This is a genomic window from Cupriavidus pampae (genome assembly GCF_914271485.1).
Taxonomy (GTDB): domain Bacteria; phylum Pseudomonadota; class Gammaproteobacteria; order Burkholderiales; family Burkholderiaceae; genus Cupriavidus; species Cupriavidus pampae.
The window spans coordinates 736,693-756,044 of the sequence record NZ_CAJZAG010000002.1; the positions used below are offsets into that span (position 1 = coordinate 736,693).

A 19,352-nucleotide genomic window follows, 5' to 3' on the forward strand; every position below is an offset into this window, starting at 1 on the left:
GCCTCAGCTCCCGACGCGATAGCGCTCGATCATCTGCCGCACCGCGCTGACATAGCGCTGCGTTTCGGCGTACGGCGGCACCCCGCCGTATCGCTCCACCGCCGCCTCGCCCGCATTGAAGCCCGCCAGCGCGAGGTCGACGCTGCCGCTGAAGCGTGCCAGCAGCCATGCGTAGTAGCGGACCCCACCGCGGATATTCTGCGTCGTGTCGAACGCATCCCTCACGCCGAAACGCAGCGCGGTGCCCGGCATCAACTGCATCAGGCCTTGCGCACCCGCGCGCGATATCGCGCGTGGATTGAAAGCCGACTCGACATGGATGATCGCGCGCACGGTCGCCTCGTCGATACCAGACTCGCGCGCGCTGGTCTCGATCTCGCGCGCGTAGGACGCCGTATCGAGTGGTCGTGGCAGATAGGGCTGCGCGGGTTCGCGGCGGGGTAATGGGGCCACGTAGATGCCCGGTAGCCGGCGGCATTGCATGCCGGGCACTGGCTGGCTGACGTAGCGCTTTGCCCCCGCCCCCTCTTCGCAGGCGAACATGGCCTGCGCGGGCGCGGCGGCAAGCAACGCGCAGAGTGCGATGCCCATCGCCACCCCGCGTGGATTGACGAGCGTGACCGTGAACATGGCGCGCCTCGCGCAACCGGCTACTTGGTGTTGTCCTCGACGATCTGGCCGTTGTATTCGACCTTGCCGCGGAAATAGTAGTCCGTGCACTTCTGGTAGTCGCCCGGAATGACGAGCGAGAACGGCATCTGGTAATCGACGAGCTTGCAGCCGATTGCCGGCTTGCCGTCGCGCCACGACCAGTCCTTGTCCAGATACGCCTTGACCGCCGCGGCCGAGCCTTCCACAAAGCCGCGCATGTCGGCGCAGCCGAGCGGCTCCTCGGGCACGATCGGCACGCCGAGTTCTTCCGCCATCGCGCGATACGCGGCAATGCGGTTGACCACCTGCGACTTCTCCGCGCCGCCTCCACCGCATTCGATACCGCCGTTGATGATGTACACGGTGGCGCCAAAGCCGGGCTTCATATTGTTGCCGAGGTCCACCGCATTGGGCTTCCACGTGCCATCGACCACCCACGTCATCGGCGGCTTGGGCGTCTGCGGGGTCACCGCGAACCACACCGCCGACGCGAAGTTCAGCCAGGTGTCCGCGACCTTGCCTGGATTATCGAGCAGCAGGTTCACATCGCCGTAGAGCGCCTGCGAGAATGGTCCGAAGTTGTAGTTCCATGACAGTTGCTTGGACCCGCGCCCGAAGTAGTCGAGGAACTGTCCGCTGGCGTTCTTCGCGCATGCATAGAAGATCCAGTTCGTCGCGTGCGAGCCCGGTGCGCATTGCTGGTAGGACCCGACCGACGACCCTTCCTCGTAGCCCGACTCGCGCAGGAACCAGAGGCCCTGGCGCCAGCTCTCGATCGGCGCATCTTGCGGCATTCTCGCGAGCACCGCGTTGTTGTGGTCGGGGTATCCCGAGCGCGCCTGCGCCGGCGTGAGCGATGGCCAGTTGGCGCCGGTCTCCTGCACGAAGTGCGCGAACGATGTGGCCAGCAGCTTCTTGCAGATCGCCACCGCATCGCGGCCATCCGCGTAATCGCCGCAGTACGCCGGGAACTTGGCGATGCCGCGCAGCAGGTTCACATACGAATACTTCGTATGCCTGATGGGAAAGATGGCATCGAACTTCGCTTCGGGAAGGATCTGCTCCACGCGCCGCACGTTGGGCGGATTCTCGGCGCGACCTGGCTGGACCGATTCCACCTCGGCGTCGGGCAGCACGCGCAGCGCATCGCGAATCAGCGCGATCTGGCCGGCGGTCTGGTCGACCATCGCTTTCTCCGTCTGGGCAAGTTCCGCCCCCGATGGGTAGCCCGCGGGCGCGGCAATGTAGATGACCTTCGGCTTGTACGCGGCCGGCGCGGGAGCGGGAGCCGGGGTTGGCGATGGTGCCGGCGCGGGCGATGGCGCGGGCACCGGTGCTGGTGCTGGTGCTGGTGCTGGTGCTGGTGTTGGCGCGGGTGCTGGTGCTGGCGCGGGTGCCGGTACCGGTGCCGGTGCTGGTGCTGGTGCTGGTGCTGGTGCGGGCGCCGGTGCCGGTGCCCCCGAACACGCGCCCAGATCCTCCCATACACCCCACGACCCCGATTGCGCGGGATTGTCACCCTGCGTCCACCACTTGTTGCGATAGTTGCGGCCGTTGTACGTCACGCGCGAACCGGCCTCGGCATAGGCCTGCCCCGGCGCCCATGCCGCAAAGCACCCGCCCGCCGGTGCCGGTGACGGTGCCGGAGCAGGCGTGGGCGAGGGAGCGGGCGAAGGTGCTGGTGCTGGTGCTGGCGACGGTTGCGGAGACGGCGCAGGTGCGGGTGCGGGCGCGGGTGCTGGTGTGCCCGACGCCGGCCCCACATCGCGCCACAGCGTCGGCGATGCCGCCGGATTCCATCCCGCGCCCACGAACGCCGTATGCGCCTGCAGCGCCTGGTAGAGGCGACCGTTGTACGTCACCTGCACACCCGGCGCGTAGGTCGCGCCCTCGCGCCACGCTTCCTGCGCGAGCGCCGCGCCCGTGACAATCGCCAATGCCGCGGAGATCAACGGCAGAGTCCTGTGAGCGAAGGCCATGACCATTCTCCTTGTCGCGGCGTTCTCAACGCCGCATCATGCTGCTGCTCGGGTAATGCGCAAACTTCCACTCGCTGTAGCTCTTCTGCAGAGCGAAGCTCGCGTACTCGTCAGGAAATCCGTCCTGCTTGAGCGGTGTGCCAGCCGCGCCGCTATACACGCCGTACAGTTCGCCCGCCGGACCACGTATCTCCTTCCAGTCAGCCCCCGTGCCGGGGTCCGCCATCGGATCCCGATAGCGCGCGCGCAAATGCCGCCGCGCGAACGACGCGCGCGGATCCGACAATAGATCGTTGAAATCGCGCGGATAAGCGCCGCTCGCATCCGCCGCCACAAAGCTGCGGATCGCCGCGTGGATCGCATGGCCGTTGCGCAGCAGTTCTTCCTCGCGCGAGCGCTGCGCGAGGGTGCTCCACATGTCGCCGACACGCGCCAGATAGATGCCCATCAGCGCGACGCACATGAGTGCCCAGATAATGCCGAAGCCGCGCGCACGTGCGTCCGTGCCGGCGCGCCTACCACGAGCTGTAGTCCGTGCCATCTTTCGCCTTTCCGCTCGCGCCACTGCGCACGTCATACACGCCCGGCTTGCCATCAGGCGACGTCACGGTCTTCCATGTCGTACGACTCTGCGTCACGGTATCCAGCGGGATCTCGCGCAGGTAACGCTTCTGCACGAGTTCGTCCAGCGCGCCCGGATAGCGGCCTTCGTCCGCGCGAAATCGATCGATCGATTCGCGCATGGCAGTCAGGTTCTCGCGCAGCACGGTCTCGCGCGCCTTGTCGGTCTGGCCGAAATAACGCGGCACGACCAGCGTCAACAGCGTCGCCATGATCGCCAGCACCACCAGCAGTTCAATCAGGGTGAAGGCCTTGCAGACCGCCCTCACGAATATGGCCGGTGCGCGCATGGTGTTCACCATTGCCGGTAGGGAACGCCGTTGAGCCCGACATCCGTCGACTGCGAATACACGTCGTAGACATCGGTCCCTTCACGCGGCGCATCGGCCGGGCTCGCATAGCTGCGCCGGCCCCAGGTCTTGTCATCGGCCGTGCTGGGGCAATCGCACATCGGATCGCGCGGAATACGCCGCAGGAAGTAGATGCCCGCCTTGGTCGGACTGGTCTTGTCCGGTACGCCCTTGACCAGCGTCTCCAGCGTGGCCGGATAGCCGCTATCACCGATGGTCCGCTCGATCTTGCCCGCCTCCACGGCGGCCTTGTACGCGTCGATGGCATCCCGGATTTTCCACAGCACGCGCTTGAGTTCCTCCTCCTTGGCGCGTTGCGCGGCCACCTGCGTCAGAGGTAATGCCACAGCGGCGAGCATGCCGACGATGGCCAGCGTCACCAGCATCTCGATCAGCGTGAACGCGCGCACGCGTGGGAGGAGGTGTGACATCCCAGCGCTCCTATGGTCCCGCCGGCTTCGGCCCCGGCGCGGTTGCCGGAGCCGGGGCCGGCGCCATCGGCGGCGGTGCCGAGGGTGGCGGCGCTCCACCGCCTCGCGGCGGCGGCATGCGAATGACCTGATCGCTCGAGATGACGTCGCGCTCGGTCGTAATACGCCCCTCGGTACCCGAGTCGAACACGACGATATTGCTAGCCGGAATCTCCTGATTCCTCACTACGCGCGGCGTCAGCAGCAGAATCAGCTCAGTCTGGCTTGCATCATTGGAGCGCGTGCCAAAGATGCGATCGAGGATCGGGATGCGGCTCAGCCCCGGCAGCCCCTGTCCCGAATTGTGCTCGCCGCGCTGGAGCAGCCCCGCGAGCACCTGGGTCTGGTTGTTGCGCACGCTCATCACGGTCTCCGCCGAGCGCGTGCCGATCTGGTACACGATCAAGCCACTGCTGGTGCGGATGGTGTCGGTGACGTTCGATACTTCGAGCCGCATCTTCACCTGCACGTCGCTGCTGCCAACGATCACGGGCGCCACTTCAAGCGTCAGGCCGACGTCCTGATAGTTCACGCTCTCGGAACTGAAATTGCTCGACAGCGTGGTAGTCACCACGGGCAGCCGGTCGCCGATCAGCACCTTGGCCTTCTCGCGATTGCGCACGCGAATTCGTGGCGACGCCAGCGTCTTGGTCTTGCCCTGCTTCTGCAGCATATTGAGCGTGATCGAGGGCTCGCCGAGTCGCACCAGAATGTCGCTGCCGTTCAGGTGACGCAGTTGATCGAACGTGAGAAACCCGGGGGGACGCACCGTGGGATCGTTGCTGTCTGGCAGCGGCTGCGGCGTAAAGCTGACCTGCTCCGGATACAGGATGCCAAACTGCAGCAGATCCGAAGCTGTCACCTCCAGGATCTGCGCCTCGATCACCACCTCGGCCGGCATCACGTCGAGCGCGGCCACCAGTCGCTCCGCCACCTTGATCGCCTCGGGCGTGTCGCGTATGACAATCGCGTTGGTGCGCTCGTCGAGAACCAGGTCCTTCGACTTGACCATCTGCTTGAGCATCGCCAGCACCTGCGGCGCCTGCGCGTTCTGCAGATAGAACGTGCGCACCACGAGGTCCCGATACTCGGCCTCCTTGTCCTGCCGCTTCGGATAGATCAGCAGCGAGTTGCCGCTCACGATCTTGCTGGCAAGCTGGTTGGCCTGCAGCACCAGCGTCAGGACCTGGCGCACCGGCGTATTGGTCGCGTAGATGGTAGTGGGCACAGTGGCGACCACCTCGCGATCGAAGGTGAAATTGAGGCCGGTGATATTGGAGACGAGTTCGAAGATGCTGATCAGCGGCTGGTCGCGGAACTGCACCGTGATCGGCTGGCTGAGGTCGCGCGACAGCTGAGGCCCGAGGTCCCGCCCTTTCGGCGCGCTGAGTTCGTTGCGCAATCGTGCCGCGCGCGCATTGCCAGGCTGTTTGGCCAACACGTCGCTGACGATGGCAAGGGCCTCTTCGGGACGCTCGGCGCGCACCGCCTCCGCGTGCGCCACCGCCATGTCGAGTGGCGCCTGCCGATCGATCCACTCGATCATCGAGGTCGGGTTGTCATCGCCGGGCGCGGCCTGCTGCGCGCGTTGCGCAAAGTTGCGCGCCTGCGCGGCATCGCCCGCTTCATAAGCCACCACCGCGCGCGTCAGATAGTCGTCCATGACCTGACGGCGCCGTTGCAGGTAGCGGCTGCGGATATCGAGGTCGTCCGGATACTGCGCGGACGTCTGCGCCAGCACCTGCAAGGCCTCGTCGGGCGGCAGGCCCGCGAGCTTCGTATCCAGTTCGCGGTAGCGCATGTCGGCTGCGCAGGAACTCAGCAGGAGCAGCGCCACCGTCACGCGCGTCACGACCATACCAAGCCGGTTCATTTTCCGCCTCCCAGGGATATCGACTGCAGTCGCTTCATCGGCAGGTAAGTCAGCTGTACGGCGTCGCGCGTCACCTGTTCGATGCGATACGCGCCCAGCAGCGTCCCACCCGCGCGCAGGAAACCCTTCTTCTGGCACGCCGCGCATAGCCGGAACTCCTGCGCGCCCATCGTAAGCACCACGTAGACGTCGCCATCGGGGTCCAGCCATAACGAGCGCACCGCGAATGGCAACGGCGGCGGGTCCTTCGGTGGCGGCGGGGGCGGTGGCGGCGGGGGTGGGGGCGGTGGAGGCGGCAGCCATGTCTGGCTCGGGAACAAGTCGATCATGCCAGTGGGCGCGGCGGGTCCGGGTGCCCCGGACGGACCCATCTGCGCTGCCACGCGCGGACTCGCCAGCGCGAGCAGCGCTGCTACGTGCCATGCCACCGTGGTGGTGCGGACGCGCATGCGGTTCACGGCGACGTCTCCACCAGAAACGAGCATTTGATGCGCGCGTCGAGTTGCGTCTTGTCGATGCCCGTCCGCGACAGCGCCACGCGCTCGATGCGCACGCCGCGCAGCAGCCGCAGGTCGGCGACGAACGTCCGGACCTGCAGATAGCTGCCCGTGAACGTGCCTTCGACAAGATAGCGACGCAGCGACGCTTCGTCCTCGGCCACGGCCTGATAGGTAACCTGCGGTACCGACAGGCCGTGCTGGCCGGCGATGGCATGGAAGCTGTGCAGAAACACCGAGAAGCGCTGGTCGGCGGTCATCGCACGCCCCACCACATCGGGCGCCGGGGGCGGCGCGTGCACGAGTTGCGCTTCGCGCCTGGACAACTCCGCCGTCCGCCGCGCGAGGTCCGCGCGCATCGGCAGGATCTCCGAGACGGCTACGCCCGCTGCCATCATCATCAGCAGCAGCGCAAGCCAGCCGAACGTCCCGAAGCGCCAGCGCGCCCGGCGCAGTTCCCATATCCATCGCGTCACGGTGCCCCCTCTTTGGCTGGCGGCGGCGCGGCCGCGGCCGAGGCCCCCGACGGCGGGGCATCGTTAGGAGCCGCCGCGTCCGACGTGGCGGGCATGCCCTTGTACGCGCGCCAGATCACCTGCAACGCGGTTTCCACCGACTTCACGGGTGGCCCCGGCTTCTCGACCTGCCGCTTGACCACCATTCGTTCCGTGTTTGGTTGCGACTCGAGGTAGTCGGCAAACGACAGTGCCTCCTGCGCGGTGCGGGTTTCAAATACGAGGTTGATCTCGCGCGTGGCCGTCGCCACCTCCAGCGAGAGCAGCGCGATATTGGGCCGCCACCCGCGCTCGATCAAATGCCGCGCCGGCTCCGTCGCGTAGCGCTGCATCGCCATCAGTTCCGCGGCGCGCGGGTTCTCGAGATCGCGATGCGCCCGGCTGACGGCCTGGCGCTCGCGTTCCTGCTGCGCCATCGCATCGTCGCGCGCGTCGAGTTCGCGACCATGCTCCTGCAAAATCGCAAGGTACTGCAGCGCGCCGACCAGCAGCGCGATGCCGACCGCGATCGCCATCAATCCCGGGCCCGCCGGCGGACGATTGCCCCTGATGAAATCGACGGGCGCGGTCTTCATAGCGGGATGTCCCAGGGTGCCCGCAACCATTGCGCCATCGGGGCGCGGCCCGCCTCGGCGCGGTCCCGGCGATCGCGGCCCTCGGCCCGCGTCGAGCCAATCACGTACGTGCGCTCGGGCTCGGGCACCGCGCACAACACCATTGCATCGCGCATGGCCTCATCGATCGCTCCCGCCACCGGCAGCGTGACGAACGCCGTCCATTGGCCCTGCTCGCGGAAGCCGCAATGCGCGATCGCGCCATCGGCATCGATGTCCTCGAGCTCCACCACCGCGATGCGGCCATCTTCGATGCGCGCCGCACAGTCCGTGCACGCCCGCACATAGCCAGGCTCGATCGACGGTGCGCGCAGCTTGCGCGCGCCGCACATCCGCTCGATGCCCGCGCACAGCGCCTCCGGCATCGCCGCCGCCAGGCGCGACTTGCCCCATGCGGCATCGGGCACGATAAAGCGCCAGCCGGCCGGATTGCCAAAGCCGCTGCGCGCGAAGTGCACGCGCGCCTGCGCGACCCAGTCGGTCGGTGTCGGCAATGGACGCCACGGCAGCGAAAAATAGCAGACAAACGGCGCGCCAACGATGACGCGCAAGGTGTGCAGGCCCGGTTTGGCGGGACGCGGCGCCAGCGCTTCCAGCACTGCCATGGCGGCGGTCACATCGCCGCTGCTCGTGAGCGGGAGCGCACGCTCGCCCGCGCCTGACACCCCCAGCACGCAACCCCGCTCGCCGTCGATCCATAGCGCGGCGCGGCTGTGCCACGCCGACGCGGTTGACATGCCCGAACGCGCCCGTGCCCGGCTCAGAAACGACTTCAGCCACAACGACTTCGCCATCCGTTCGCGCCATTGGCGTCCGGCAGAACTGGCGCGATCGAGCAGGGACCGCGACGGATTGAGCCACTGGGACATGTCTGTCTCCTCGTGCGCCTACGGCAGCGCGGCCTCTACCACCGTGACCCGATTCACCTCGGCGAGCGTGGTCCTGCCGTCGGCCACCGCGCGCATTGCCACCTGTCGGATCGGGATAAAACCGTTGTCGTGCGCTACCCGCTTGAGTTCGGCCGCCGGACGCCGCTCGACGAAGCACTGCTTGACGGCGTCGTTGAAGCGCAGCACCTCGGCAATGGGCTGCCGCCCCAGATAACCGGTCCTGCGGCATGCATCGCAGCCCGCGCCGCGCCGGAAGCGCCAGCCGGCCACGTCCGCGCGCGTCAGGTTCGATGCCATCAGCAGCGCATCGTCAGGGGCCGCATCATCGATCCCGCAGTGCGGACAGATCTGGCGCATCAGCCGCTGTGCCACGGCCCCTAGCATCGCGTCTACAAAGCTGTGGATATCGACGTCCATATGCAGAAAGCGGTCTAGCACCGAGAACACGTTGTTGGCATGGACCGAGGTCAGCACCAGGTGCCCCGTGAGCGCGGCCTGCACCGCGATGCCGGCGGTCTCGCCATCGCGAATCTCGCCGACCAGGATCTTGTCCGGATCGTGCCGCAGAATCGAACGCAGGCCGCGCGCGAACGTCAGCCCTTTCTTGTCGTTGATCGGAATCTGCAACACACCAGCCAGCTCGTATTCGACCGGGTCCTCGATCGTGATGATCTTCTCCTCGCCGGTGTTGATCTCCGACAGCGTCGCGTACAGCGTGGTGGACTTGCCCGAACCGGTCGGGCCGGTGACGAGGATCAACCCGTACGGCTCATGCGCGATCGACCGGATCGCCGCGACGATGTCCTCCTCATGGCCAATCGCGTCGAGGCGCATCGGCGCTTCCTCCTTGCCGCCCCGCTGCTTGTCGAGCACCCGCAGCACCGCATCCTCGCCGTGCACCGACGGCATGATCGAGACGCGGAAGTCGATCTCGCGATGGTTGATGCGTGCCTTGAAGCGACCGTCCTGCGGCACGCGCCGCTCGCCGATATCGAGCTCCGACATGACCTTGATGCGCGACATCACTTGCTCGGCCACCTCGGCACCGCTGGCGCGGCCCGTGGTCTGCAGCACGCCGTCGATGCGGTATTTGATGACGAGGCCGCCCGCCATGCTTTCGATATGGATATCCGACGCGCGGAACTTGAGCGCGTCGTAGAGCGAGGAGTTCACCAGCCGCACCACCGGGTGGGTGTCGGCGGCAAGCGTGGCAAGCGTGATCTCGAGGCCGGCCTCGCCGACACGCATGTCCTCGATGCCGCTGCTGACCTGCGCCAGCGTATGATGCTCGGCCTCATGCATGGCCAGATAGTTCGACAGATCCCCCGGCACGCAGAACGCGAACGAGAAACGCATGCGCAACCGTTGCAGCGCCCACGCGCGATGCTCGGGCAGAAACGGATTGCCGAGTATCAGCAGCAGATGCCCCTCGCCGTTACCGCCGGGATACGGTTCGCGCGCCAGCAGGCAATCGTGTCCCATGGCCTCGGCGAACGGCAGCAGGTCGAAGCACGGGGTCAGCGCATCCAGCGTTTCCGCGTCGATGCCGCGCAGCCCGATCGTGTCATGCACGCGCCGCAGATACCTGGTGGCGTCCTGGTCCGACTCCTCCCACAGCCGCGCCTGCATCGACGCGGGCGAGCGCTGTTCGGTCGGATCCGTGGCGGGGGCGACAGTGAGCGCCGCGCGGCCATTTGCAGTTGCCATGATTCACCCCACACTACCCGCAAGCTGGAAGATTGGCATGTACAGCAGAAAGATGACCGTGCCCACGATGCCGCCGACCAGAAGCATTAGCACCGGCTCGAACACGCGCATCAGCGTATCGATCGCGCGGTCGAGTTCCTCGTCGCAGAACTCGGCCGAGCGCGCCACCATCGTCGCCAGCTCGCCGCTCTGCTCGCCCACGCGGATCAGCCGCTCGGCCACCGGCGTGGTCAATCCCGCGGCGGGCAATGCCGCCGACAGGGACTTGCCCGCATGCACGTCCTCCAGCGCCCGCTTCAGCGACGGCTGCATCGCCGTGGGCAGCAACTGCGCCGACATCTCCATCGATGCCACCACCGGCATGCCGCCGGACAGCAGCAGGCCCATCGTGCGATAGAAACGCGTCAGCGCGAACAGATGCTGATAGCTGGCAAGCTTCGGCAACCGCGTGAGCATGCCCATGAGCCGCGCGCGCACCGCCTGCGTGCGCAGCGCGAACACCACGCCCGCGATGGTCGCGACGATCGCCAGCAACAACAGCGTGCCGTGGGCCTGCACAAGGTGGCCCCACCACAGCATCGCGCGCGCCGACGCCGGAATGTCTTTCATCGACTCATAGACACTGCTGAACTTCGGTACCACATAGAACGCGAGGAAGATGATGATCAGCCCTCCCGAGGCGATCACGATCATCGGGTACACCATCGATGACACCACCTTCTTGCGCACGGCCGCGAGCCGTGCGTCGTAGTGGTGATAGCGCTTGAGCGCCTCGGACAAGGCACCAGTTCGTTCGGCGGAGGCCACCGTGGCAACGTACAGCGCGGGAAACTGCTCGGGCTGCTGCTCGAGCGCCCTGGACAATGGCAGCCCCTCGTACAGCGCACCAACGATGCGCGTCAGCACGCTGCGGTTGATCCCTTCCGCGCTCTTGTCGCGCAGCGTCTCCACCGTCTCGACGAGGCTGAGCCCGGCGTCGAGCAACGCGATCAGTTCCTGCGTGAACAGCGCGCTGTCGAACACCTGCTTGCGCAACGTAAAGGTCGCGCCGCGGCGTTTCTCGGGCAGGATCTCCACCAGGTCCATTCCCATGGCCTCCACTGTGCTCCGCAACTGCGCTTCGTCTTCCGCCTCGACGTCGAGCGTCTGCTCGCCCGCGTCCGACCTGCCCCGTATCCGATATTGCATGCCGGTGCCTGCTACTTGCTCACGACGTCCTGATCCTCGCCGGTTCCGCCGGGCTTGCCGTCGGCGCCGAGCGTCATCAGGTCGTAGTCTTTGCCACCATCGCCGGGACTGCGATAGACATAAGGCTTGCCCCACGGATCGGCTGGCATTTCGCTGCTCATGTAGGGACCATCCCAACCCGTGACATTGCCCTGATTGGTCATCAGTGCCGCCAGTCCGGTCTCGGTGGTCGGAAAGCGTCCGGTGTCCAGCCGATAGCGATCGAGCGCATTCGCAATCGACTTCATCTGCGAAGCCGCGGTCTTGGTCTTGGCCTTGCCGACTTCGCCAAACAGGCGTGGCCCGACGTAGCCGGCCAGCAGTGCGATGATGAGCAGCACCACCAGCAATTCGAGCAGTGTGAAGCCGCGCCGCCGCCCCGCATCGAGCCACCGCCTGATTCGCGCGCGCATGTGTCCAGGCATATGCCCCCTCTTTCCGTCATTGATCGTTGACCTCGCCCAGCACCTTCGTGATCTCGGCGTCCGCGGTATCGCCATCGAGCTCCCACGTGAACACGCCGCGCAGGTTCTGCTGCTTGACGTAGTTCACCTTCGCGCGCGCGGTGGTTGGCGTGTCATACGACCAGAACGTGGTGCCATCGAACTTCCACGACTGTTTTGTCACCGGATGTTCGTGCACCGTGCCAGGCTTGTTGACGAGGATCTTGTAGTCCTCGATGCCGGCCTCGTAGGTGCCCGGCGCGGGCTTGCTTGCGGGCTGGTACAGTCCGTCGCCCTTCGGCCCCGGCGAGACGCCGGTCCAGCCGCGCCCATATAGCGGCACGCCCACCACGATCTTCGAGGCGGGCACCCCGGCGTTGAGCAGGCCCTTGACCGATGCATCGACGTTGTAGGTCTTGCCGACCGCGGTCTTGGCGTTCGGGCTTTCCGGATCGACGTACAGGTTCGACTGGAAGTCCGTGGGGCCGGTCGCTTCCCAGCCACCGTGGTAGTCGTAGGACATGATGTTGATCCAGTCGAGCGATTTGCTGTATTCGCCCGGCTCGGTATTGGCGATCTTGTCTCCGCCCGAGCCGATCGCCACCGTCAGCAGCAGCCGCTTGCCGACCTGCGCGCCGGCCGCATCGAGCTGACGGCGGAACTCGGCGAGCAGCAGCGTGAAATTCTTCTTGTCGTTCGGATCGACGAGGTTGTACGGCTGGCCGCCACCGCCCGGGAATTCCCAGTCGATATCGATGCCGTCGAACACCCCTGCGCCCACCCCCTCGCCGCCGGCATTGCCACCTGCGTCGAACGGCAGGTTGCCCTTGATGTAGACGTTGATGCACGACGAGACAAGTTGCTTGCGCAAGTTGTCGGTCGAGGCCGCGCGGCCAAACCACTTGGACCACGTCCAGCCGCCGATCGAGATCATCACCTTGAGGTTCGGATACTTCTTCTTGAGTTGCTTCAGCTGGTTGAAGTTGCCCTTGAGCGGACCCGCCTTGCCGTTGCGCGGGTCGTCCCAGGCGAAGCCCCAGGCGTCGGCTGTGCCGTCAACCGACTCCGACCCCGAGAATCCCTTTTGATAGTCGGCCCAGCCGTCTCCACCGGTACCTGCTTCCGGATTGTTGGGGTCCGTCGCGCCGGGTTCGGCCTTGGTGATGATGTCGCATTCGTAACCGCCGTTCTTGGCGTACACGTTGCCAAAGGCGTAGTTGATGAACGTGAGATGACGCGCCGCGCCGGAGGTATCGACGTTCCTGAGCTTGTAGTTGCGGCCGTAAATCCCCCACTGCGCGAAATAGCCGCCCACTTCCCGGCCGCCTGATGGCCCGGGTGCGGGGGCTGGCGCCGGGCTTGGTGCCGGGGCCGGGGCCGGTGCGGGTGCGGGCGCGGGCGTTGGTGCGGGCACCGGTGCTGGCGTTGGTGCTGGTGCTGGCGTTGGTGCTGGCGTTGGTGCTGGCGTCGGCGCGGGCGTCGGTGCGGGCGTTGGCGCTGGCGCTGGCGTCGGTGCTGGTGCTGGTGCTGGTGCTGGTGCTGGTGCTGGCGTTGGCGCAGGCGTTGGCACCGGACTCGGCGCCGGTGCGCCAGAGCATGCGCCAAGGTCCTCCCATACGCCCCATTGCCCCGACTGCGCGGGGTTGTCGCCCTGCGTCCACCACTTGTTGCGGTAGTTGCGGCCGTTGTACGTCACGCGCGTGCCGGCCTCCGCGTAGGCCTGGCCAGCCGACCATGTCGCAAAACATCCCGCAGCCGGAGCGGGCGCCGGCGCAGGGCTCGGGCCCGGCGCCGGGGTAGGAGCAGGCGATGGCACCGGCGATGGTGCGGGCGCTGGCGCGGGAGAAGGCGCCGGCGTTGGTGCCGGCGCGGGCGCGCCCGCTGGCCCGAGATCGCGCCACAGCGTCGGCGATGCGGCCGGATTCCAGCCAGCGCCCGCAAACGCCGTATGCGCCTGCATCGCTTCGTAGAGGCGGCCGTTGTAGATGACGCGTGTGCCCGCCGAGTAGGTGGCGCCCTCCTGCCAGGCCTGCTGGGCAAAGGCCATGCCGGCCACCATCGCGAGTACCGCCGGCAACATCGAGCCTTTCATGACGCCCCCTTTTTTCTGATTATTACTGCTGGGAATTCCGCATTTTTAGTCTGTTTTTATTAACTGAATTTACGGCAAAAAACCATTAATATGCGCCGTGAAATCAGCATAGACCCCCCCGCGACTTGCGCAAGAAATTGGAAAAAGAATTAGAAACTAATTTAGCCCCAATAAAATCAATTTAATGACAACTTATTAGATGCGCAGACACGAAAACCGGAGACTCGGCCAACATCGACCTTGACATTTCGTACACTGTTGTACAATATGTAAAGATGAATGCGCGCCCCTCAAAATCCCGCACCCCGGAGCAACGAGCCATGCTCGACCAGCTCCGCCAGATCGCCGATGGCCTCGGGCAGACGCTCGCGCCCTTCTGCGAAGTCGTGGTGCACGATCTGCTCGAGCCCGATCAGGCCATTCTCGCGATCCACAACAGCCTGTCGGGCCGTCAGGTTGGAGATCCAGCCACCGAGCTCGGCATGGCGCGCATTGCCGACCCCGATTTCACACAGGTGCTCGCCAACTATGCGAACCAGTTCGCCGATGGCCGTCAGGCCAAGAGCACCTCGATCGGCATCAAGGATGCGAGCGGCCGCTATATCGCGGCGCTCTGCCTGAACCTCGATCTGACGCTGTTCCGTGGCCTGCAGAGCGCGATGAACCAGTTCATGCGGATGGACACCGAAGGGCCGCGCGAATCGCTGGACCCGGCCGGTGGTGCCGATGCCATCCGCGCGCGTATCGACGCATTCGCCGGACGCCACGCCACCACGCCTCGCGCATTGCGCACCGACGAACGCCGCGCGCTGCTGTCCGAACTCAGGGCCGCCGGTCTGCTCGACGTGCGGCGCGCCATGGAAACCATTGCCGCGCACCTTGGAGTGTCGCGTGCCTCCGTCTATAGCTATGCCCGCTGACGCCCAACTTTTGCTGCTCGACAAACACGCGGTCGAGTCGCTGCTGAATCCCGAAGACGTGCTGCTTGCCGTACGCGAAGCGTTCTCGCTGCACAGCAAGCGCGAGGGACGCGTGTTTCCCGTGATTCGCGAACAGCTGCCGACCGGCGGCGTGTTCGGCATCAAGGCCGGCGATGTGCCCGCGCAGGGCCTGCTCGGCTTCAAAGCCGCCGGCTTCTGGCCCGCCAACCGTGCGCGCGGCGGAGAGCCGCATCAGGCCACCATCCTGCTGATCGATCCCCTGACCGGACGTCCGGTCTGCATGATCGATGGCAACGCGATTACTACCGCGCGCACCGGCGCCGCGGGCGGCATCGGCCTGCGGGAACTCGCGCGGCCGGACAGTGCGTCGCTATGCGTGTTCGGCACCGGGGTGCAAGCGCGCGTGCAGGTCGCCTTCGCATTGCGGCTGCTGCCGTCACTGCGCACCGTGCGCTATGTCAGCGCCAGCGGCGCGCCGGATGCCGCGTTCGAAGCGAGCATCAGGACCGCGTCGGCGGACTGCACGGTGAGCCATGTGACTGACCGCAACCAGGCCGTGGCGGATAGCAGTATCGTCATTACCGCGACGCCGGGCCGCGGCCCCTTGTTCGATGCCGACGCATTGCGCCCCGGCACGCATATCAATGCGGTCGGCGCCGATACGCGCGGCAAGCGCGAGCTACCGGCAGGCGTGCTGGAGCGCGCTATCGTCGTCGCCGACGACCGCGAGCAATCGGTCACGATCGGCGAACGCCAGTGGGCGCCCGACGTGACCTGCACGGAGATCGGCGATCTGCTGACCAGCACGGCGTCCATCGCGCGCCAGCCGGGCGATATCACCGTGTTCGATATGACGGGCCTGGCGTTGCAGGACCTGACCGTCGGGCGCATGATCCATGAACGAGCCATGGCCGAAGGCGTCGGTACCGCCATCGCATGGCCCTGGTAACTCTTCTTTCCAGCCAACACCCATGACCGACATTACCCTGCCCACCTACGCCGACGTCGAAGCCGCTGCCAAACGGCTCGAAGGCCACGCGCACAAGACCCCCGTCATGACGTCGCGCACGGTCAACGACCTGCTCGGCGCCGAAGTGTTCTTCAAGTGCGAGAACCTGCAGCGCATGGGCGCGTTCAAGTTCCGTGGCGGCTTCAATGCGCTGTCGAAATTCACGCCGGAACAACGCCGCGGTGGCGTGGTGGCGTTCTCCTCGGGCAACCATGCGCAGGCCATCGCGCTGTCGGCGCGCCTGCTCGGCATGCCGGCGACGATCATCATGCCGCACGACGCGCCCGCCGCGAAGGTGGCGGCCACCAAGGGGTATGGCGGCAATGTGGTGGTGTACGACCGCTACAAGGAAGACCGCGAGGCCATCGGCCGCAAGCTCGCCGAAGAGCATGGCATGACGCTGATCCCGCCGTACGATCACCCGGACGTGCTGACGGGCCAGGGCACCGCCGCCAAGGAATTGTTTGAAGAAGTGGGCACGCTGGACGCGATTTTCACGCCGCTCGGCGGCGGCGGCCTGCTGTCGGGCACGGCGCTGACCGCGCGCGCGCTTGCGCCGCAATGCAAGATCTACGGCGTGGAACCGGAAGCGGGCAATGACGGCCAGCGCTCGTTCCGCAGCGGCGAGATCGTGGACATCCCGACACCCAAGACCATCGCGGACGGCGCGCAGACCCAGCACCTCGGCAACTATACGTTCGGAATCATTCGCCGCGACGTCACCGACATCCTCACCGCCTCGGACGCACAACTGATCGATTCGATGCGCCTGTTCGCCGCGCGCATGAAGATCCTGGTCGAGCCGACGGGCGCACTGGGCCTGGCCGGCGCGCTCACGATCAAACCCGAACTGCAGGGCAAGCGCATCGGCATCGTGATCAGCGGCGGCAACGTCGATCTGGAACGCTTCTGCCAGTTGCTATCGAACTGAGCTCGACAGCGCGGGCCGGACTCAGATTTCCCCGGCCTGCTTGACCTCCTCGCGCGTGCCTCGGGCCACCTCGGGTGGGAGCTGCAGGAAGATCCACGCCGATGCGGCGGTAATCACGCCGAGGCACAGGAAGGTGGTGTGGAATGCGGGCAGCACGGCCATGCCGGAATGGCGGCCGATGCCCTGCTGGAACGTCGACAGCAGCGCGCCCGCGGACGTCACCGCCAGGCTCATCGACAGCATCTGCACCATCGACAGCATGCTGTTGCCGCTGCTGGCGGTATTGCCACCGAGGTCCTTGAGCGTGACGGTATTCATCGCCGTGAACTGGATCGAGTTGACCGCACCGAAAATCGCCAGCTGGATAATGGTCAGCGCGAGCGGCCGACCGGGCGCGATTAGCGCGAACGAGGCGATCACGATGCCGACCAGCACCGTGTTGGTCGTCAGCACCACGCGATATCCGTACTTCTCGATCAACATGGTGGCCAGCCGCTTGGCCGCCATGCCCGCCGCGGTGACCGGCAGCATCATCAGGCCGGCCTTGATCGGCGAAAAGCCGAGGCTCACCTGCAGCGTCAGCGGAATCAGGAACGGCATCGCGCCATTGCCGATGCGCGCAAACAGGTTACCGAGCAGCCCGACGCTGAACGCGTGGATGCGGAACAGCCGCAGCGGAAACAGCGGTTGCTTGCGCCGTCGCGCATGCAGGACATAGACCGTCAGCGCGCCGAGGCTGGCGATCAGCAGCATCAGCACCACGGCCGGTTGAAAGCCGAGTTCGGCGAGCCCGTCCAGCGCGAACGATAGCGTCACCATCGCGGTGGCCAGCAGGAAGTAGCCACCCAGATCGAACGGGCCGATACCCGGCAGCCGGGCGTTGGGCATGTAGCGCACCGTGGCGAGGGCACCGATCACCCCCACCGGCACATTGATCAGGAAGATCCAGTGCCAGGAAAATGTCTGCGTGAGCCACCCACCCAGCGTCGGCCCAATCAGCGGACCGATCATGCCGGGAATCGCCACAAAGCTCAGCGCCTGCAGATATTGGTCGCGCGGAAACGTGCGCAGCACCGATAGCCGCCCCACCGGCAGCAGCATGGCCCCGCCCACCCCCTGCACCACGCGCGCGATCACCAGCACGGTGAGCGATTGCGCCCATGCGCACAGCAGGGAGCCGAGCACGAACAGAGCAATCGCTATCTGAAAGATCGTACGCGTGCCGAACCGGTCGGCCAGCCAGCCCGACGCGGGGATGATCACGGCCATCGTCAGCGAGTACGCGATGATCACCGACTGCATGCTCAGCGGACTCTCGCCAAGACTGGCGGCCATCGCCGGCAACGCGGTGTTGACGATCGTCGAGTCGAGCGTCTGCATGAAGAAGCCGACCGCGACGACCCACAACATGATGCGCAGGTTGCGGTCGTCGGGCAAAGACGTGGGCATGCGAGAGCTCCGGCGGCCAAATGCAGAACCTTATGCCCGACAACCCCTGCTGGCAAGTCGGCCGGTCGCCGACAGGGGCTTTCGGTGACCGCTCAGGCCACCAGCTTTTGCTCCGCTATGGCTTGCACGTCCACCCGGCGTGGGAGGATGCCCCAGCCCGACGCAGCATCCGACACCTTTTGCAGCGTCGCCACGTCCTCGTCGGTGAAGCGGCGGATATTGACGAACGAACGGTTCGTGATGATGCGGGCGGCCTCCGGCTGTACCTTCGTGAGTTCGGCATACAGCCGCGTGTAGGCATCGGGGTTGGCCCGTGCCCAGGTCCCCGCGCGTTGCAGCGCGGCGAGGTACCCGGCCAGCGCGGCCCGCTTACCCGGATCGGTCAGCGATGGCTGCGGCGCGGTGACGAAGAACAGCCCGCTGTTGATCCGCGAGCCGTCGCGCAGGACACGCGCGCCGCGCTGCTGCGCCACGCCGAAATACGGGTCGAATGTCCCCCACACCTCGATCTGGCGCGACGCGAACGCGGCGGCGGCGTCGGTCGGCAACACGAAGCGCACCGTCACATCGGTCGGCTTGAGCCCGACCTCGGCCAGCGCGCCGTACAGCTGATACTGCGCCACACTGCCGCGCGCCGACGAGATGATCACGGTCTGACCCTTGAGGTCTGCCACCGAACGCAGCTTCGAATCCTCGTGCACGAGCAACCCCAGAGACGACGGTTGGCCACCCAGCGTGGTGACGATGCGGAAGTTCGGATCGCCGATCGACGCGGCCAGGATCGGCAAGTCGCCGCCCCACGCCACATCGACCGCGTTCGCGTGCTGCGCCTCGAACAGCGGCGCGGCGCCCTGGAAGCTGGCCCAGCGGTACTTGAAGCCGACGTCCTTGAGCACGCCCGAGGCTTCGACGAGGCCCCGCAGCAAACCGGCCTGATCGCCGAGGACCAGTGTCACATCGGCGGCCTGCGCGGTGGAGGCGAGCCCCAGGCCCGCCGTGGCGACGGCGGCGGCGCCGGCCAGGGCGGGCGCGGAGAACAGGAAATTTCGTCTGGAAAGCGATATGTCACGACGCATGATGCGACCTCTTCGAA

The 19,352-nt window shown here is 66.3% G+C and carries 19 protein-coding genes; 3 read left to right on the forward strand and 16 right to left on the reverse strand.

Annotated features, from left to right (window positions below):
• Positions 1-3: 3 nt before the first annotated feature.
• The 14 genes from LDO41_RS07550 to LDO41_RS07615 are packed head-to-tail and all read right to left on the reverse strand — an operon-like array spanning position 4 to position 13,929.
• Positions 4-630: a lytic transglycosylase domain-containing protein gene (locus LDO41_RS07550; RefSeq protein WP_223984030.1), complete on the reverse strand. Its 627-nt coding sequence runs from the start codon at positions 628-630 to the stop codon at positions 4-6.
• A gap of 20 nt (positions 631-650) precedes the next feature.
• The gene (locus LDO41_RS07555) at positions 651-2,630 is read right to left on the reverse strand and encodes a glycoside hydrolase family 19 protein (RefSeq protein ID WP_223984039.1); all 1,980 of its coding nucleotides are present in this window, start codon (positions 2,628-2,630) and stop codon (positions 651-653) included.
• 25 nt (positions 2,631-2,655) lie between these two features.
• Positions 2,656-3,171: a type II secretion system protein gene (locus LDO41_RS07560; RefSeq protein WP_223984042.1), complete on the reverse strand. Its 516-nt coding sequence runs from the start codon at positions 3,169-3,171 to the stop codon at positions 2,656-2,658.
• Complete coding sequence (locus LDO41_RS07565) at positions 3,146-3,541, reverse strand: type II secretion system protein (protein WP_223984045.1); 396 nt, start codon at positions 3,539-3,541, stop codon at positions 3,146-3,148. Before LDO41_RS07565 ends, LDO41_RS07560 begins: the two co-directional genes overlap by 26 nt.
• A gap of 5 nt (positions 3,542-3,546) precedes the next feature.
• A complete protein-coding gene (locus tag LDO41_RS07570; RefSeq protein ID WP_223984048.1) occupies positions 3,547-4,032 on the reverse strand; it encodes a type II secretion system protein in 486 nt (161 codons plus the stop codon).
• 10 nt (positions 4,033-4,042) lie between these two features.
• Positions 4,043-5,944: a secretin N-terminal domain-containing protein gene (locus LDO41_RS07575; RefSeq protein ID WP_223984052.1), complete on the reverse strand. Its 1,902-nt coding sequence runs from the start codon at positions 5,942-5,944 to the stop codon at positions 4,043-4,045.
• On the reverse strand, positions 5,941-6,393 hold the full coding sequence (locus tag LDO41_RS07580) for a hypothetical protein (RefSeq protein ID WP_223984313.1): 453 nt from the start codon (positions 6,391-6,393) through the stop codon (positions 5,941-5,943). Before LDO41_RS07580 ends, LDO41_RS07575 begins: the two co-directional genes overlap by 4 nt.
• A 5-nt stretch (positions 6,394-6,398) precedes the next feature.
• Positions 6,399-6,917 (reverse strand): hypothetical protein, encoded by a 519-nt coding sequence (locus LDO41_RS07585; RefSeq protein WP_223984055.1) that lies wholly within the window; start codon positions 6,915-6,917, stop codon positions 6,399-6,401.
• Positions 6,914-7,531 (reverse strand): hypothetical protein, encoded by a 618-nt coding sequence (locus LDO41_RS07590; protein WP_223984058.1) that lies wholly within the window; start codon positions 7,529-7,531, stop codon positions 6,914-6,916. The genes LDO41_RS07585 and LDO41_RS07590 overlap by 4 nt, the downstream gene beginning before the upstream one ends.
• Complete coding sequence (locus LDO41_RS07595; RefSeq protein WP_223984060.1) at positions 7,528-8,439, reverse strand: hypothetical protein; 912 nt, start codon at positions 8,437-8,439, stop codon at positions 7,528-7,530. The genes LDO41_RS07590 and LDO41_RS07595 overlap by 4 nt, the downstream gene beginning before the upstream one ends.
• A gap of 18 nt (positions 8,440-8,457) precedes the next feature.
• Positions 8,458-10,167, reverse strand: coding sequence for a GspE/PulE family protein (locus LDO41_RS07600; protein ID WP_223984062.1), 1,710 nt, complete (start codon positions 10,165-10,167; stop codon positions 8,458-8,460).
• 3 nt (positions 10,168-10,170) lie between these two features.
• A complete protein-coding gene (locus LDO41_RS07605) occupies positions 10,171-11,355 on the reverse strand; it encodes a type II secretion system F family protein (RefSeq protein ID WP_223984064.1) in 1,185 nt (394 codons plus the stop codon).
• A gap of 11 nt (positions 11,356-11,366) precedes the next feature.
• The gene (gene gspG, locus LDO41_RS07610) at positions 11,367-11,819 is read right to left on the reverse strand and encodes a type II secretion system major pseudopilin GspG (protein ID WP_223984065.1); all 453 of its coding nucleotides are present in this window, start codon (positions 11,817-11,819) and stop codon (positions 11,367-11,369) included.
• A gap of 16 nt (positions 11,820-11,835) precedes the next feature.
• Positions 11,836-13,929, reverse strand: a complete 2,094-nt coding sequence (locus tag LDO41_RS07615; protein ID WP_223984067.1) for a glycosyl hydrolase family 18 protein — start codon at positions 13,927-13,929, stop codon at positions 11,836-11,838.
• A gap of 320 nt (positions 13,930-14,249) precedes the next feature.
• Between LDO41_RS07615 and LDO41_RS07620 the strand changes: the two genes are divergently transcribed.
• Genes LDO41_RS07620 through LDO41_RS07630 form a run of 3 tightly spaced genes read left to right on the forward strand, consistent with a single transcriptional unit; the run spans position 14,250 to position 16,810 of the window.
• On the forward strand, positions 14,250-14,849 hold the full coding sequence (locus LDO41_RS07620) for a helix-turn-helix transcriptional regulator (RefSeq protein ID WP_223984070.1): 600 nt from the start codon (positions 14,250-14,252) through the stop codon (positions 14,847-14,849).
• Positions 14,839-15,819 (forward strand): ornithine cyclodeaminase family protein, encoded by a 981-nt coding sequence (locus LDO41_RS07625; RefSeq protein WP_223984086.1) that lies wholly within the window; start codon positions 14,839-14,841, stop codon positions 15,817-15,819. Before LDO41_RS07620 ends, LDO41_RS07625 begins: the two co-directional genes overlap by 11 nt.
• 22 nt (positions 15,820-15,841) lie before the next feature.
• The gene (locus LDO41_RS07630) at positions 15,842-16,810 is read left to right on the forward strand and encodes a threo-3-hydroxy-L-aspartate ammonia-lyase (RefSeq protein WP_223984089.1); all 969 of its coding nucleotides are present in this window, start codon (positions 15,842-15,844) and stop codon (positions 16,808-16,810) included.
• Positions 16,811-16,831: 21 nt separating this feature from the next.
• Here LDO41_RS07630 and mdtD read toward each other — a convergent pair whose 3' ends face one another.
• Positions 16,832-18,259, reverse strand: coding sequence for a multidrug transporter subunit MdtD (gene mdtD / locus LDO41_RS07635; RefSeq protein ID WP_223984096.1), 1,428 nt, complete (start codon positions 18,257-18,259; stop codon positions 16,832-16,834).
• A 92-nt stretch (positions 18,260-18,351) separates the two neighbouring features.
• Positions 18,352-19,335, reverse strand: coding sequence for an ABC transporter substrate-binding protein (locus tag LDO41_RS07640; protein WP_223984099.1), 984 nt, complete (start codon positions 19,333-19,335; stop codon positions 18,352-18,354).
• Positions 19,336-19,352 lie beyond the last annotated feature (17 nt).